This window comes from Methanolobus sp. WCC1 (genome assembly GCF_045690315.1).
Taxonomy (GTDB): domain Archaea; phylum Halobacteriota; class Methanosarcinia; order Methanosarcinales; family Methanosarcinaceae; genus Methanolobus; species Methanolobus tindarius.
In genome coordinates, this window is record NZ_CP146979.1 from 1,114,511 (window position 1) to 1,131,464 (window position 16,954).

Below are 16,954 nucleotides of genomic sequence, written 5' to 3' on the forward strand. Positions count from 1 at the left end.
AATGGAAGATTCCTGTCTCATAAAAATAGACAATCTCAGCAAGGTGTTCAGAGGTAAAGGCATTTTGAGGAATGACTCTGAGGTAAAAGCTCTTGATAATGTTTCCCTTGCTGTGAAAAAAGGTGAAGTGCTTGGAATCATCGGTGAAAGCGGAAGTGGAAAAACAACTCTTGGAAAACTGATACTGGGTCTATTGAAGCCGACTTCCGGAAATATCTCTTTTGCAGATATCAACAATAATTCCACAGAAAACGGCAAACCTGTTGTTCAGGTGATATTCCAGGACCCTTATGATTCTCTAAGTCATATGATGACAGTTGAACAGCTCGTGGCAGAACCTTGTATTATTCAAAACGGTAAAAATGCTGATAGAAACAAGATTGTTTGTGCTCTTGAATCTGTTGGACTCACACCAGTTGAGAGTTTTCTCCATAAATATCCACATACACTTAGTGGAGGACAACGCCAGAGAGTTGCAATAGCAAGGGCAATAATCACAGAACCTGACATGATAATTGCCGATGAACCAATATCAATGCTTGATGCATCCATTGGGGTTGATATCCTCAACCTGATGCTTGACATGAAAGAAAAAATGGGCATTACTTTCATGTTTATCACACACGATATTGCTGCAGCTGCATATATATCAGACAATATTGCTGTCATGAAAGAAGGAAAAATTGTCGAATACGGTTCCAGAAAACAGATAATTTCTGATTGCTGCCATGAATATACAAGGTCACTGCTTTTGTCTGCAACAGTTGGAAAAACCGAAACCTCTACACTTTGTTCTGAATGTTGATTTGAATATATTTTTAACCAATATATCCATTGTCTAGTTATCGCCTTCCTATTCAAGCAACCTGCTGACCGAAATTGAAGCAAGGACTACAAGGGCTAAAGTAATTACAGATAGAAATGCTATGTCATCAGGAATATTTGAATAATCTCCTGTCAGAAGCAGTGCTCTAAGCGCATCAACCACATATGTTAAAGGATTTAATTTTGATATGGACTGGAGCCATGGTGGCATCAGGGTTATAGGATAGATCGCGTTGCTGCCAAAAAATAACGGCATAGTTATCATCTGACCAATTCCCATCATCTTTTCCCTTGTCTTCAGAAATGATGCAAGGCACATTGAGAAACTTGAAAAGCACATTGCAAGCAATATTATCACTACAAAAACGCCCATCATATTCAAAAGATTGTGTCGTAGGTTAACACCCATAAAAAGTGCCAGTGTAAAGACCATTAATGCCTGGAATATGCCTCTTACTCCTGCAGCCAGAGCTTTACCAACTACTATTGAAGAACGGGGTGAGGGGGTTGAAAGTAATTTGGCCAATAATCCCACATCCTTTTCCCATACAAGAGTTATCCCGTAGAATATGGAGATAAAGAGTACAGACTGCGCCAGTACGCCAGGTGTGAGAAACTGAATGTAGTCGTAACCTGGGATTGACAGGTCACGAACCCGGTTGAAAACTTCTCCAAAAAGGACAAGCCATAATGCAGGTTGGACGCCTCTGGTCCACAGTTCAGTTGAATCATGACGGATTTTCCGTATTTCCATTTCAACTATCGAAAGAGCACTGTATGCGAAATTATAAATTTCACTTGTATAGGTCATCTTCCCCGCCTCACAAAACTTCTGCGTACAGAGCGAGTATCTTTCATGGAACCCTGGGACTGAAGGCTCGATCTTGCATACTTCATAAAAACATCGTCCAGTGTTTGTTTATTGACAGTTACAGAACTGACAACAATTCCATTAGCTTCAAAATGTCTTATTATCTTAGGAATAGCAGTTTCTGCATTTTCTGTGGATATCAGTATACAGTCATCATCGTTGCCGATTATCAAACCCAAATCATCTGGAATTGACACATTTTTATCACTTTCCGTTAGGCCCAGGGATACGATATCTCCACCTATGGATTGCTTCAAAAGGAAAGGTGTATTTATTACTGCTATCTTCCCGGAATTCATTATAGCTATCCTGTGACAGAGTTCATCGGCTTCGAGCATGTCATGGGTTGTAATGACTACAGTCATTCCAAATTCTTCATTCAGTCTTTTAATGTATTTCCATACCTGCCTTTTAGAAGAAGGATCCAGCCCAATGCTTGGCTCATCAAGAAAAAGTACTCTAGGCCTGTTAACCAGAGCCTGTGCAATTTCCAGTCTCCTCATCATTCCGCCAGAATAGTGTTTAACAAGATCATGGCTTCTGTCTGCAAGGTCCATGTATTCAAGGGCATTGTTAATCCTTTTCTCACGTTCATTTTTGCTCACGTAGAATAATTTGGCAAATATGAGAAGGTTTTCATAACCTGTAAGGTCTCCATCTGCAGATATTGCCTGTGGAACATATCCAAACATCTTCCTGGCTTGCCTTGGTGATCTTACAACGTCTATACCAAAAGCTGTGATAGAACCGGAACTTGGTTTTCCTAAAGTTGTTATTGCTTTTAAGGTCGTGGTTTTACCAGCACCATTTGGTCCCAGAAGACCAAAAATTTCACCATCATCAATGTAAAATGAAACATCATCCACAGCCGTAAAATCTCCATACTTTTTAGTAAGGCTGTTAATTGTTATTGAATTCATAGTATGCAAAACCTTCAAACAGAGATCTTTGAATCAATAAGTCTTTTAGTATACTCATCAGAAGGTGAAAGCATAACTTCGTGGGAATTGCCCATTTCAACGATCCTCCCATGATTCATCACTGCTATTCTGTCAGCAATTTTCAATGTCATGGAAAGATCATGTGAAATATAGATCATTGCAAATCCTCGCCTGTTCTGGAGTCCTTTTAAAAGGCGCATTACATTTGCAGAAGTCGAAACATCCAGTGCTGAGGTAACTTCATCTGCAATAAGGAGTTTTGGCTGCATAACCATGGCTCTGGCAAGTGCTACTCTTTGTCTCTGCCCGCCACTGAGTTCACCACAATATTTATTGAGAAAAGCATCTGTACATGGAAGGTGGACGAGTTCAAGGGCATTTTTCGCCATTTCTACACGTTCTTCCTTAGGCCAGATTTTGTTAATGTCAAGAGGTTCTTTGATAGCATCAAGTACAGTGAACCTGTTGCTGGTTGAATTGAAAGGATCCTGGAACACTATCTGGATTCCGTTGAGTTTGTTTCCATAATTTGCCTTGTTGCTGCTCTCATTCATGAAAGTTACTGTTCCATTTTCCGGCTTAATCACGTTTGCAAGGATGTGTGCAAGGGTGGACTTGCCTGAGCCTGTCTGTCCGACAATTGCCAGGACTTCCCCTTCCATTATTTCCAGATCAACATCATTAACTGCTTTTAGGTATTGTCCATCAGGAAGCTGATAACTGTAATTCAGGTCTTTAGCTTTTAGGAGTTCTGCCACACCTCCTCTATGGCATGCAATTTCTCTTTCATCTCCGACAGGTACAAGTTCAGGAGCTGATTCATTGCATTTCTTGATCTTTTGATTACATCTTGAGAAGAAAGGACAGCCTGTAAAATCGCTGTTTGTGTGGATATCACCGGGAATTCCCCAGAGATCCTTGTATACGAAAATATCAGGTGTTGAATGAACAAGTCCCCTTGTATATGGATGTCTGGGTGATACAAGAATATCTTTTACAGGTCCGGTTTCAACAACTCTTCCTGAATACATGACAGCAACCCTTGATGCCACAGAAGACACAAAAGTGATGTCGTGTGATATCATCAACATTGTATAACCATTTTTTTTCTGAAGCTCAACAAGAAGATCTCTTATCTCTTTCCTGGTAAAAGCATCAAGTGCGGAAGTAACCTCGTCTAATATCAGTAATTTAGGATCGCATGAAAGTGCCATTGCAAGAAGTACTCTCTGCCTCATGCCTCCGGAAAGCTGATGAGGGTATGAATCCATCCATTTTGGATCAAGATGGACAGCCCTGAAAAGATCAGCACATTTGCTCCGTGTTTCATCTTGACTGATATCAAGGTGCCTGTTCATTGGTTCCATCACCTGAATACCAACTTTCATAACAGGGTTAAGTACTTCAATTCCATTCTGAAAAACGATTGCTATATCTTTCCATCGGAACCTGTCCATTTCAGCTTCTGATAAAGAGGAGATCACCTTTTCATTGTAGATAATCTCTCCTTTGATAGCCGTGTTTTCCGGAAGAAGTCCCATGATACTTAGTGCAGCAGTTGTTTTTCCACTTCCTGATTCTCCCACGATTCCAAGAATCTCTCCTTCTTTTATTTCAAAAGAAACACTATCAACTGCCTTTACAGTGTGAGTATCTGTCTGGTAATGACATTTCAGATCATTGATTTTAAGCAGACTCATAATCAAATCCCTTTCTTAATCTTTAATTTAGGATCCAGTATTCTCTCCATATCCCTGCTTATGAATGCAAGACACAGCAGAAGGAGAATAAGCATGAACAACGGAGGCAATAGCCACCATTGCCAGTAAGGTGTAAAATATATCGAGCTAAAACTGGTTGCACTATTAAGCATCATACCCCAGCTTTTGGATGTGGGGTCTCCGAGTCCCAGAAATGCAAGTCCTGCTTCGGCTATTATGGCATGTGATGATATGCCGATTATAAGAACGAACAAAACCGGCATTACCTCTGGAAAAATGTGTTTTCGGAGAATGTAAAATGGACTTGCACCGTAGTTACGGGCAGCAATGATATAGCTGTTCTTCTTGATAGCCAGTGTCTGGGAACGAGCAATACGTGCGGGTTTTGCCCAGCTGAACAGTACAAGTATAAGAATCACATTAAGAACACTTGGCCCGAGAAATGCAGATATTACGATAAGCAGTGGGAAACTTGGAAGTGCCATTGTCACATCAATTATTCTCATTAGTGCCTGATCGATGTGTCCTCCGATATATCCGGCCAGCACGCCGAGAGCTCCACCTCCAAAACCTGAAACAAATGCAACTGCAAGGCCTATTGTAAGGCTCATTCTTGCACCGTAACATATCTGTGACCAGATATCCATTCCAAGTTCATCGGTACCTAGAATATGAACTGATCCAGGTGCTTCCAGTGAATCGCCTGTAATTTTCTGGGGCGGGTAAAGTGTTATCATTGGGGCAAAAACGGCCATCAGGATTATTGCAAGAATTCCAATGACACCGATCTTACCTTCCATACTGAATTTTGAGAATGTATTGTTCAGGTTAAGACTGATCCTGTAAATATTCAAGGCTTGAATATAAGCTATCATTCTATCATAGCCGGAGGTATTGATGCTATCTGTCATATCGTAACCCTTGGGTCAAGTTTACTGTATATTTTGTCAACCAGCAGGTTGCAGATAAGTATGGAAACTGCAATTACAAGCAAAATTCCCTGAATGAGCGGATAATCACGACCAACAACAGCACTTCGAAGTGTCATTCCTATTCCCGGATAAGAAAAGACACTTTCTACCAGCACAACACCTCCCATCATGATACCTATCATAAAACCTGCTCTGGTTACTACCGGAAGAAGTGCATTGCGAAGTGCATGTCTGGTCCACACGGTCTTTTCACCCAGTCCTTTTGCCCTTGCAGTCCTGATATAATCTTTAGTGGTAACTGTGATCAAGGTATTTCTGGTAAGTAAATAGACACCTGTGAGCTGTGCAAGTGAAAGAGTCATAACAGGTAGGCAGGCATGATACAATATGTCCCATAGCTGTTCCCCTAAACCACTATAATGTGCGAAGGGTGTGATAGCACCTGCAAGAGGAAAAAGTCTGAGATGTACGCTAAAGATGAGCAGCATAATCAGTCCAAGCAAAAATGATGGTATCTCGGCAAAAGCTATCAGGCCAGTCATCATTATCCTGTCACTTCCCTTTTTCCGGTTCTTTGCCGAAAATGTTCCAAGGATAACTCCGGCAATCGTACTGATCACTGTTGATGCAAGGACGATAAACATGGTCCATGGAAGATGCAGCATTATCACATCACTAACCGGCATTTTATAGTATATGCTTCTGCCAAGGTCAGCCTTAAGCAGATTCTTCAGATATACCAGAAACTGTTCGTGTACTGGTTTGTCAAGTCCATAATAGTTCATGTAATACTGCCGCTGTTCTTCTGTCATTATAATAACCTCATCTCCGGAATCGTCATCAGAAGTTGTGGAGAATGGGTCACCCGGCATCATTCGTGGAAGGAAGAAATTAATGACAAGAATTACAAAAAGGGTTAATACTAGCCTGAAAACAAATGAATTCCTGTCATTTTTCATCCGACCACCCTGCCTTAAATTTCCCAGACCATCATGCCAGTGTACACATCTGACTCTGAAAGGTACATTCCATCGACAGCGACATTTTGATAATAATCCATTATCTTTTGTTTTGTTCCATCGTCAAAATCCCGGCCTCGTCCTATGAAATCTATTGCGCGGTCAGCAGTTTCCTGCCAGCTTGCTTCTTCTTTCCATTCGTCATGGTTGATTTTGACAGATGGCATGTAGCCTGCAAGGTAGAGATACATGAACGGGAAGTTCAGTCCGTTCATATTGTTCTCAGACTTTTCACCGAGTATTGAGCTTCGGATATCGCGATACGCTTTATCTTCCTCTCTTCTCAGGAAGTTACTGTAATAACAGAACTTCTTTGAACATGCCATCATTCTCTCAAAGCTCTCAACATCCCTGATTCCCGGTGTCATGGAAGCAATTACGAGATCGAATTTATTCCTGAATCCAAGCTCATCTATATCTGCTGTCCACCATGAACATTCAATAATGTCTATTGGAAGTGATTCCTGCTTTACCGAATCTTTCAATCTTTCAAGCATTCCGGAAGAGATATCAAGTGAGGTTACATCCGCTCCCATCCTTGAAAGAGGAAGGGAGAGGGTTCCAGGTCCGCACCCGATATCAAGAACCTTTGCTCCTTGTGGCTTAAAACCGCATTCATCAAGGAATGAAATTATTTGCTCGGTTTTCTTCTGTCTTCTATTCTTTTCCTGATTTCTGGCATAGGTTGCAGAACGTTTGTTCCAGACTTCTGCCATCCTTCCTTCATCCAGAATATTTAATCCATTTCTGGATGCTTTGTTCCAGCAATCAACAAGGTTGCTAATGTTATCTTTTTGCTGCAATTCCATCCCTCTGGATATATGAAAGAATACTGTGTGTTCTTGCGTGATGGTCATACATATTTATCCATCCATCATAAGTTGAAATTCGCCATGCATCGTATTTTGTAGTGTAATAGAGTGGTATTGCAGGCACATCTTCAGCAAGTACTGTCTGCATTTCGTAGACTATTTCCTTGCGTGCCTCGTCATCAAGTTCCTGCAATTCCTGAGCACCAAGAGCATTCAGGGTTTCATTGTGGTAACCAAATACTGATGCAGCAGACGATACACTGTTGGTTTCTGAAGTTTCATCACAGTATCTTGTACGGAGGTAATCTGCATCTTTTCCCCATCCTCCAAAGCCGCTTATGGCAAGCTCGAAGTCTCCGGTTTTCAGGTTTGCATCACGTGATTTGCTTTCAAGAGCCTGTACCTGAACATCAATTCCAACTTCGCTGAGTCTCTCTTTTATAAGTTCTCCAATACGGACCTCGCTGCTTCCAAGAGACAATACGTATGAGAGTTTTTCCCCATCCTTGTCACGGATTCCATCTCCATCAGTATCGGTCCATCCTGCTTTTTCAAGTAATTCACCGGCTTTTTCAGGATTGTATGAATATTCCGGCTGATCAGGGTTGTACCAGATATGGTCTTCAGAGAGTATACCCATTTTACCAGGTTTTCCTGCACCTCTGCCGATCTTTTCCACGAGTTCTTCGCGGTCGATTGCATAAACAAACGCCTGTCTTATCAGTTTATCATTAAGCTCTGTACATTTGTTCATGTTGAAATAGAACTGGTATCCCCAGAAAGCAGGTTGCTGCACAACTCTTATTTCAGAGTCTGATGTAAAGCGTTCAAGTGTATCAGGTGATATGCTTGTAAAATCGATCTCACCCTGTTCAAAGGAAACAAGTGCATCACTGACTGGAATAAATTCAACTGCTTCCACAGATGTATCTGGTCCCCAGAACTTTTCATTTGTTACAAACCTGTATGTTCCATGTTCCTGGTTGTATTCTTCAAGAAGGAAAGGCCCTGTACCGATAACTGCTTCTGGTTCAAGGTAACTGGCAGGATCTGTTATATCTTCGTATATGTGCTGAGGTATGATTTTAAAACTTGTAAGTTTGTAAAGGAATGTGCAAACCGGCTGGGTCAGTACAAATGTTACAGTATTATCATCCACGACCTGAACGTTGTCTACAACTCCTGCTTCCATTCCACCTGCGATAGGTACATATTCCTGTTCGTAATCAAATGTGAATTTAATATCATTAGCTGTGAATGGTTCTCCGTCACTCCAGCTTATTCCTTCACGGAGATTGAATGTGTATTCTGTTCCGTCTTCATTTACATCCCAGCTTTCAGCCAGCCATGGAATAATACCAACTTCATCTCTTTCTACCAGACTGTCAAAGATCATTCCAACCTTTGATGAACCCGGACCTCTTGGATATATTGAGAATGGCTGCGGATAACCATAATCTCCACCGCTCAAACGGACAACATCCACTTTCTCTGATCCTGTATCTGTGCCTGCAGTTGTAATACTGGCCTGAGTATCTTCCTGATCAACACAACCTGCTGTCATTAAGAACAGAGATATCATGAATACTGAAAATAATACCAATAACCTGTTTTTATTCATTATTTTACACCTTTATGTTTGTGATATATTCAATAATCAATTGTAAATATTATAGGTTACATGAACTAGATTCGATATTACATTATTCTATAAAAGTATTACTAAATATTCTATTAATTAAATTGATTGTGATTTTAACATATTTCTTATTATCAAAGTAAAACTAAACAGCTAAGCATGCTTTATAGTTTAATAATAAATCCGGAACAAAAAAAGATACATAATCATACCAATGTGCCATGATTATGTATGGAATCAAGTTTTTTATTTAGAACTTGAATATTTCTTTCTTAGTTAAATGTAGATTGAAGTTCAGGGACAACTTTGACATTCATCTATAGTCCAGTCCATCCATTGTGCTGAACGCAGCTGCTTTGCTGTTTCAACATCGACACCATAGACATTCTGGTAGAATGTAATAAGCCATTCATCAAGCTCCACATCTTCAAACAGCTCAGGATAAGTGCCGGTTGCAATAACCATTACATCTATAGGGTATTCCAGCCTTTTCGCACAATTACATGGTGACCATGGAAGGGCTACTACTCTCCTATTTTGGATTGCATCCATTTCCTGCAGATTCTGGTAATAAGGTGCCTGGTAAAGTTCAAGTGGTGGATGGTATCCTGAGGCTGTACATAGAACAATAACATCAGGGTTCAATGCCAGCAGATGCTCTGCACTTACCGTTTTAAAATATCCTTCTTCCTGGAAAGCATTGTTAGCATTCACTATATCTTCAATAAAGAATGATTCAAAAGTATCAAGTCCAAATACCTGTCCAGCTCCGCCTTCTCCTCGTACTTTAGGTGATGCTCCAAATACCAGCACATCAGTTTTTTCATCTGCCTGAATGTCCTGTGTCCGCTCACTTACAAAACTGAGTTGTTCTTCAAGGTAATCTGCAATGATCTGAGTTTCATCTTCTTTTCCAAAAATCTGGCCGATTATGTTTATTTCATCGGAGATGGTGGCCATGTCTGGAGAATCATAACAATTCGGATCATAAAGAACAACTATCGGAAAACCAAGTGATTCCATAGTTTCAATGCTTTTCTGTGTATTTTCATCGTCAAGATATCGTAAAGAACAACTTCCAACACGAACTATCACCACATCAGGCTCAAGGCTTGCAAGGGTTTCATAGTTCACTGCAGAACCAGATGAAACAAAGAGTGGAAGATCCATGATCCATGGATTGAGATATGTTACGGGGTTCATTCCGTTCTTGTATTCATAAGTTTCTCCACTAACGGTTTCATATGTGTAATTGAAATTACGTTGAAGACAGCTCGAGCCGACCCCTACCAGTGTATCCTGGACACCGATGGATGTCATTACACCTTCTACCAGACCATCGCTGACAGTAGCAACGCGTTTAATATTTGCTGGAATCTGGACTTCGACTCCACGGCTGTCAACAACTGTTCTGTATTGTTCATCGCTATTTGTGTCATCTGAAACAATACTATTATCGGTCATATTCTCAGTACATCCGGCACTTAACAGAATGCACAGCAATATACCCAACACTGCAATATACTGTACCTTTGATTTCATTTTAAATCCTCAATAAAAAAGAAAAAAGTGATTGGTGCTATCCAACTCTGGCAGACACGCTTCTTGGCAATACCATTCTTATGCCTTCAAAAGACCTGACTGAACACATATCCTGATAAACATCATTGAGTACGGATTCTGTTATCACATCATGTGGCGGACCCTGACAGAGAATACCACTCCTGTTCATCACTACTACTTTGTCACAGAACCAGGATACGTGGTTAGGATCGTGGCTGCACGCAAGAATCGTTATGCCCTGATCTTTGACTTTTCTCATCAGGTTCCAGATTCTCATCTGGTTGCTAAAATCCAGGGCAGATGTTGGTTCATCCAGAAAAATAATTCTTGTTTCCTGTGCAATTGCCCTTGCTATCAATACCATCTGACGTTGCCCTCCTGATAATTGATTGTAAGGTTGATCTGCCAGATGGGAAATGTCAAGTAATTTCAGAGCATTCCATGCTTTTTCCTTGTCATCACGATTAATGCCAAAAAATCCTCCAAGGTGAGGAGTTCTTCCCATCAGGACAACTTCTTTTACAAGATATGGAAATGGAGGTTTATGCTCCTGGGGAACATAGGCAACGATTTTTGCCATATCCTCGATGCTACATTCTTTAATATCCACACCATCCATGACAACTGAACCAGTGTGGTATTTCAGGAAATTCATACAGCATTTGAAAAGCGTTGTTTTCCCGCAGCCATTAGGTCCGAAAAGCCCGCATAACTGTCCTTCTTCAACGTTGAAAGACAGGTCATTCAGAATTTTGCTGCTTCCATAGTTAAAATGGATATTTTTTACTTTCAGCATCTTATCACCCCAGTAATGATCTTCCTTTATTTCGCAGGAGATAACACAGATATGGTGCACCGACTATCGAAGTTATAATTCCTACCGGAATCTCCGAAGTTGTCAATGTTCTTGCCATCGTATCACAGACAATAAGGTAGATGCTTCCAAGCATAGCAGCAGATGGGATAACAAACCGGTTATCCGGTCCGAGTATCATCCTGGCAGCATGTGGCATCATAAGTCCGACCCATGCGATTATGCCTACAGTAGAAACAGCTACGGCAGTCACAAGTGTTGCAATGGTGATTATGATAAGTTTTGACTTTTCAGGATTGACACCCAGTGCTTTTGCTTCTTCATCTCCCATTGAAAGGATGTTGAGTTTCCATGAATACATCCACATTATCAGGAATGAAATGAAAACTATTGGAACAGTGAGAAACACATCCTGCCAGGTTGCATAGTAGAATCCTCCCATAAGCCAGAACACGATTTCACGCAGAGCAGAGTCATTTGCCATGTATTTTAGCAGGGATACAAGTGCTGAAAAAATCGATCCGATTATTACTCCTCCAAGTATCAGGGTCACGATTGGTGTTTGGCCACGTGTCCTTGCAAGGGTGTATGCAGCCAGCACTGCAAGAGAACCGAATACGAATGCGGATATCTGAACTGAGCTGAAAACAGAAGGATAAACAATTCCAAGTGCTGCACCAAATGCAGCACCGGATGATACTCCAAGAATATAAGGTTCAACAAGCGGGTTTCGAAAACATCCCTGGAAAACCGCACCTGAACTTGCAAGTGCAGCTCCGACAGTTATTGCAAGCAGAACTCGCGGGAGACGAATGTTCCATATGATTGTGTTATGCAATTTACTGACATTGGAAATATCACCAAAGAGTCCTATATTTGCGAATATGGTGGCATAGACATCTGTAAAAGAAATATCATAAGCTCCCATAACCATAGCAATAGCTGCTGCAAAAAACAAAGTCACGAAAAATATGAATAGAATTCCATATTTTCGTATATCAGAGAATGTTTCAATATTGGTTTCGTTTCTGTCCGTTAATTGCGAACTTTTCCTGAAAACTTCAAACATTTTCATTCTCCTAAGCTTTTAATCCGTCTTCAGCCTTCATCATGCAGGAATCAGCTGCCAGTCCCACCTGCTTGAGTGGCATCACATACGGAATTCCTGCATGTGTATGCACATGTGCTTCAACACCGTAGACCTGTTCAATATTATCACAGGTAAGCACCGAAGCCGGATTCCCGGCAGAGACGATTTCCCCGTTTTTCATCATCAGGATCCAGTCTGAATACTTGGAAGCCATATTGAGGTCATGGACAACCATCAAAGCTGTCACGTTTTTGTTATTGACAAGAGCTCTCACATTTTCCATAACATCAAGCTGATGCCAGATATCAAGATTACTTGTGGGTTCGTCAAGGAGAATAACCCCTGTTTCCTGTGCCAATGCTCTTGCGATCAGGATTTTTTGCTGCTGGCCTCCACTAAGTTCGTCAAAATTACGTAAAGCAAGGTCATCGAGCCCCATTTCCTCAAGAACCTGCCAGACTTTTTCCTTATCATCTTCGTTACTGAACCATCCGAGATGAGGTCGTCTTCCCATCATAACTGTTTCAAATACAGTTGTAGGGAAGACCCTGTTCGAACTTTGAGGGACGTAGGCAACGTTTCTTGCCACTTCCATCCGTTTCATTTCATGAATGCTGTTTCTGTCAACAAGAATCTCTCCGGATTCAGGTTTGAGAATCTTGTTAACACATTTAAGCAGCGTTGATTTGCCTGCTCCGTTTGGTCCAACAATACTGACAAAACTTGATCTGTCAATATCGACTGATACATTTTGAAGTATTTTTGTGCTGTTATAGCCAAAAGTGACATTGTTTACATTCACCGTAACCATTTTACCAGAACTCCTTGCGTTTTCTTTTGAGAATGAGGTACATGAAGAACGGTACTCCAAGCAGAGAGGTCATAATACCTGTCGGAATGATGGTCGGACTTATTATGTTCATACCAGTGACGTCAGCAGATATTAGAATAAGAGCTCCCAGTAAACCGGAGGCCGGAAAGAGGTATTTGTGATCAGAACCAATCACCATACGAGCCATATGCGGTGCAACCAGTCCGATGAAAGCGATAGTTCCTGTAAAGCAAACAATCGTTGCTATCAGAAGACTTGAAAGCAGCATGCAGAACATTCTTACTTTGTTTGCATCAATACCCAGACTCTTCGCATTTTCATCTCCTATCACCATAATATTCAGATCGTTTGCTTTTAGGTAGAGCAGGGGAGCACAAATAACAAAAATCCCCAGCATCAGGAAAAAATTACTCCAGGAAAAAGCAGACAGGTCTCCCATCCCCCAGCTTACCATAAGTCGAAGCTGCTCGTCTGTTGCAAAATATTCGAATAATTCACGAAGAGAGCTGAAAAGATAATTTATGGCAATTCCTGCAAGTATGAGAGTTTCAGAAGTAGCTCCTTTAAGAGTTGCAAGAGCAATGATAAACAGAGCACACAGCATAGCAAATAAGAAAGCATTACCAACAAGCAGGTAAGGACCACTTATTACCCCAACACCAAGTACCGCAGCAACTGCTACTCCAAAACTTGCTCCTGAGGAAATACCAAGTGTAAACGGACTTGCCAGGGGATTTTTCAAGACGGATTGCATTACGCATCCGCATATTCCCAGGCCAAAACCTGCGAAAATACCTGCAACAATTCTGGGTAAGCGAATATTCCAGACAATCTGTGAAGGCAAACCTGAGACCATAAATGAATCGGGGAAATATCTGGACAAGAGAATTTTGTAAACTTCAATTACAGAGACTTCAAGAGGACCTATTGTAACGAAAAAAGCTCCCAGGAAAACAACAAGGGCAAATAGGCCGATTATGAGAATTATTTTTCGTCCTAAATAACGCTGGTAATTATCCCTTGCATCTGATTGCTGCTTATTATCAGAACTTTCCAAGTGTTCTGTATTGTGTTTGACCTTTTTTTTAAAGAGGTTCGACATCTTTTTCACCTAAAAATAGAGATAAATAAACATGCATTGCAGTCTGGACTGCAGGCATGTTCATTTTCTGTAAATTACATTTGATTCTTAATACACTTCTTTGGGAAACGTCTGATATTCTACAAGTTCGGAGAACAAACCATCAACTCCAAGGAACTGCTCATATATCTCATTCCCTTCAGCTTCCAGATCAATGTCACTGAATTCTTCCGGATGAAGGCGTTTTGCCATATAAATCAAATTGAATAAAGTCTTGTCAATAGGCCTGCCTCTGCAATAAGGATAGAAACAATCGTAGACCTGTTCGTTCTTTACAGCAGGAATCTCTGAAAGTTCCGGGGTCTCCGTTACAAAACCAACACCACTATCTCCATCCCATGTACCGATTGCGACGAAGATTACTTCAGGTTCCCATACAACAATCTGCTCAGGAGCAACATTGATGTTAGAACCTGTACAGTCCTTTGCAAGATTTATTCCTCCTGCAATGGTTAATGGTTCGTAAACGGCTTCGGTACGGGTAAAGTCTCTTCCTTCAACTGAATCATAAAAACCTTTTGTAGCTCCTCTTGGAGCAAAATAAACTGTCGGCTTTTCACTTTCATCCATTTGTGAAGTTACTGATTCAATCATTTCAACTTTGGATCGTATAAATTCATTCAGTTCATCAGCTCTCTCTTTTCTGTCAAGTACAGTCCCCAGCAGTTCTATATGATCATAATTCTGTGCGAAAGTAAATCCGGAACCCGCTTCTACGCACGGACACCCTATCTTTTCCTCTATCAGTTCGCCTCTGTTAGCAGAAGTAGTGTCTAAAACAATGTCCGGTTGAAGAAGAGCCATTGTTTCATAGTCGATTTCATAACGAGTGTTTGTCTCAGGCAGATCATCGAGTTCCCCTCCTCCATATATCTGAAGAGCTTCCCAGGCATCTGTAGCAATTTTCTCGTCATTTGAATCTCTTGGGAGCACACATTGTCCGCGTGTGCACTCATCTGAAGAAACCAGTTTATCAAGATCACCCAGCGCAATAACAATTCTCGAATTATCAGGGTTAGTTGTGATTATTCTTTCAATAGGTCTGTAAAAAATAACTTCCCTATCGTTATAGTCAGTAACTGTTTTTGGTCTCCCATCCCAGAATGTAAGTATATATGCAGCATCTCCAACATCATCCAGAGTGTAGTCTCCTTCTTCAAGCATATAGTCACATATTGCATCTGAAACCTCGCTTTCAGTCAATACTCCGTCACTATCATCGCATGGAAGACTGGAGCCTATTGCGGTAGCATTCATCATGGAGATAAATGAGCAGGCAAGTACTATCATTCCAATCAAAAAAAATCTGCTTTTACTCATTCTTCCTTCTCTCCTGGGTTGTTTTTCCTTACTAAAAGAACACATACAAAAATAGAGACCGAAGCCAAAAAGAAACTAAAACCCGGTACACTGGATTCCACGCCGGATTCAGAATCTCTGGAAGAATCTGCAGTGGAACTCTGTCCGCTTGAAGCAGAATTAGGATCAGTTACTGGAACCCATCGTTCTTTTCCTTCATTTAATTCCTGTGTCTGGTAAAGCATGTCAACCCAATATCCTTCAAACGAGTTTTCAGCATCATCAGAAGGAATTACATTATATTTTACTTCAGTAACGTCAGTCACTGAGAAAGAGATTTTTCCTGCATCCCTGTCAACTTTAAAAGACGTGGCACTTGATATATCTGCATCTGATTCAGGGAAAGTGAACCCCTGTGGAATAGTTTCCACTATACCCAGAATAAACGGGCTCTCTCCTGTTATTTCCAGCGTAATCTCTGCCATTTCGCTTTCAGAAAAATCAGAAGGCACATGCCTTTCAACGTCAATAAGTTCCGAGCAGGAAGCAAAACCGATACTGGCAACTAAAAAAACCAGCAGGCTTATACCAACAACAAATTGCTTTATGTACATATTATCCTCTTAATTTCAAAAATTACAGTTCAATTATTTAACAAGTGAAGTGAAATTTAAGTGAAATTCTAAGTGCTACTTATATTCTTCAAAAAACCACAGATTTCTTCAACCTCAGGCACATCCACCTGGAATTTTTCACCAAGAAGTCCGGCTTTAAAAACAGAAACCATCACAGGAAGAGTTGCAATAATTCGGTCTTCAGGAACTTTTTCACAAAGCACGGTTTTAGTTTTTCCTTCAACTCTATTAAGTACATAATAGAGGTCTTTCCCGGCAGCTTCTGCAAGGCTGCTTATCTTTTCAGAAAGACAGATGGACTCATAGGACGGATCAATTACCATTAGAAGTGCATCGCATCCTTCCTCCACTCCCCTGCCAAAATGTTCTATTCCGGCCTCGGTGTCAACTAAAACAATATCATTGGTTCCTGCATCAATATTCTTTATCAGATGCTTTGAAAGAACTCCCATTGGACAGGCACACCCTTCTCCGAAGTCGTGTATCTTTCCAACAGCCATCAGTGAAATGTTGTCTGTTTTTGAGACGTATTCACCGGGTATGTCTGCAATTTCCCATCTGTTGTCAAAGAACTTTACTTCTTCTCCGGTTGAAAATGAAGCTTTCATTCTTTCAACAAGATCTTTTTTCCCGCCAAAAAAATTCAGGAAATCCTCTGGAAGTTCCACTCCCAACTGCCTGTGAAGTCCGAAATTGGATTCGTCATTGTCAACCACAAGTACATTGTATCCATCTCTGGACATTGCCTGAGCCAGCAATGATGTTAACGTGCTTTTACCACATCCGCCTTTTCCGCATATCAGTATTTTCAAACTCTCAG

The 16,954-nt window shown here is 40.9% G+C and carries 16 protein-coding genes; 1 reads left to right on the plus strand and 15 read right to left on the minus strand.

Translation table 11 applies throughout. From position 1 onward, the window contains the following. Nucleotide 1: 1 nt before the first annotated feature. On the plus strand, nt 2-805 hold the full coding sequence (locus V7O61_RS05505) for an ABC transporter ATP-binding protein (RefSeq protein WP_407347461.1): 804 nt from the start codon (nt 2-4) through the stop codon (nt 803-805). Nucleotides 806-853: 48 nt separating this feature from the next. Here V7O61_RS05505 and V7O61_RS05510 read toward each other — a convergent pair whose 3' ends face one another. The 15 genes from V7O61_RS05510 to V7O61_RS05580 all read right to left on the minus strand — a co-directional run bounded on the left by V7O61_RS05510 (nt 854) and on the right by V7O61_RS05580 (nt 16,946). After that, nucleotides 854-1,636 carry an ABC transporter permease gene (locus V7O61_RS05510; RefSeq protein WP_407282486.1) on the minus strand — a complete coding sequence of 261 codons (783 nt, stop codon included), beginning with the start codon at nt 1,634-1,636 and terminating at the stop codon, nt 854-856. Beyond that, entirely contained in the window at nt 1,633-2,616 is a 984-nt protein-coding gene (locus V7O61_RS05515) for an ATP-binding cassette domain-containing protein (RefSeq protein ID WP_407282485.1), read from the minus strand. Before V7O61_RS05515 ends, V7O61_RS05510 begins: the two co-directional genes overlap by 4 nt. Before the next feature lie 14 nt (nt 2,617-2,630). After that, a complete protein-coding gene (locus tag V7O61_RS05520) occupies nt 2,631-4,337 on the minus strand; it encodes a dipeptide ABC transporter ATP-binding protein (RefSeq protein ID WP_407282484.1) in 1,707 nt (568 codons plus the stop codon). Nucleotides 4,338-4,339: 2 nt separating this feature from the next. After that, nucleotides 4,340-5,269, minus strand: a complete 930-nt coding sequence (locus V7O61_RS05525) for an ABC transporter permease (RefSeq protein ID WP_407282483.1) — start codon at nt 5,267-5,269, stop codon at nt 4,340-4,342. Next, nucleotides 5,266-6,249 carry an ABC transporter permease gene (locus V7O61_RS05530; RefSeq protein WP_407282482.1) on the minus strand — a complete coding sequence of 328 codons (984 nt, stop codon included), beginning with the start codon at nt 6,247-6,249 and terminating at the stop codon, nt 5,266-5,268. Before V7O61_RS05530 ends, V7O61_RS05525 begins: the two co-directional genes overlap by 4 nt. Before the next feature lie 14 nt (nt 6,250-6,263). After that, entirely contained in the window at nt 6,264-7,118 is an 855-nt protein-coding gene (locus tag V7O61_RS05535) for a class I SAM-dependent methyltransferase (protein ID WP_407282481.1), read from the minus strand. Then, a complete protein-coding gene (locus V7O61_RS05540) occupies nt 7,096-8,742 on the minus strand; it encodes an ABC transporter substrate-binding protein (RefSeq protein ID WP_407282480.1) in 1,647 nt (548 codons plus the stop codon). Before V7O61_RS05540 ends, V7O61_RS05535 begins: the two co-directional genes overlap by 23 nt. 312 nt (nt 8,743-9,054) lie before the next feature. Continuing rightward, entirely contained in the window at nt 9,055-10,302 is a 1,248-nt protein-coding gene (locus V7O61_RS05545) for an ABC transporter substrate-binding protein (RefSeq protein ID WP_407282479.1), read from the minus strand. Between the two features lie 37 nt (nt 10,303-10,339). Next, nucleotides 10,340-11,119: an ABC transporter ATP-binding protein gene (locus tag V7O61_RS05550; RefSeq protein WP_407282478.1), complete on the minus strand. Its 780-nt coding sequence runs from the start codon at nt 11,117-11,119 to the stop codon at nt 10,340-10,342. A gap of 4 nt (nt 11,120-11,123) precedes the next feature. Continuing rightward, nucleotides 11,124-12,206 carry a FecCD family ABC transporter permease gene (locus V7O61_RS05555; RefSeq protein WP_407282477.1) on the minus strand — a complete coding sequence of 361 codons (1,083 nt, stop codon included), beginning with the start codon at nt 12,204-12,206 and terminating at the stop codon, nt 11,124-11,126. 10 nt (nt 12,207-12,216) lie between these two features. After that, on the minus strand, nt 12,217-13,038 hold the full coding sequence (locus tag V7O61_RS05560) for an ABC transporter ATP-binding protein (RefSeq protein WP_023844051.1): 822 nt from the start codon (nt 13,036-13,038) through the stop codon (nt 12,217-12,219). Between the two features lies 1 nt (nt 13,039). Then, nucleotides 13,040-14,161: a FecCD family ABC transporter permease gene (locus V7O61_RS05565; protein WP_407282476.1), complete on the minus strand. Its 1,122-nt coding sequence runs from the start codon at nt 14,159-14,161 to the stop codon at nt 13,040-13,042. A gap of 87 nt (nt 14,162-14,248) precedes the next feature. Continuing rightward, the gene (locus tag V7O61_RS05570; protein ID WP_407282475.1) at nt 14,249-15,520 is read right to left on the minus strand and encodes an ABC transporter substrate-binding protein; all 1,272 of its coding nucleotides are present in this window, start codon (nt 15,518-15,520) and stop codon (nt 14,249-14,251) included. Beyond that, nucleotides 15,517-16,113 (minus strand): hypothetical protein, encoded by a 597-nt coding sequence (locus V7O61_RS05575; RefSeq protein WP_407282474.1) that lies wholly within the window; start codon nt 16,111-16,113, stop codon nt 15,517-15,519. Before V7O61_RS05575 ends, V7O61_RS05570 begins: the two co-directional genes overlap by 4 nt. A gap of 68 nt (nt 16,114-16,181) precedes the next feature. Beyond that, complete coding sequence (locus tag V7O61_RS05580) at nt 16,182-16,946, minus strand: P-loop NTPase (protein ID WP_407282473.1); 765 nt, start codon at nt 16,944-16,946, stop codon at nt 16,182-16,184. Nucleotides 16,947-16,954 lie beyond the last annotated feature (8 nt).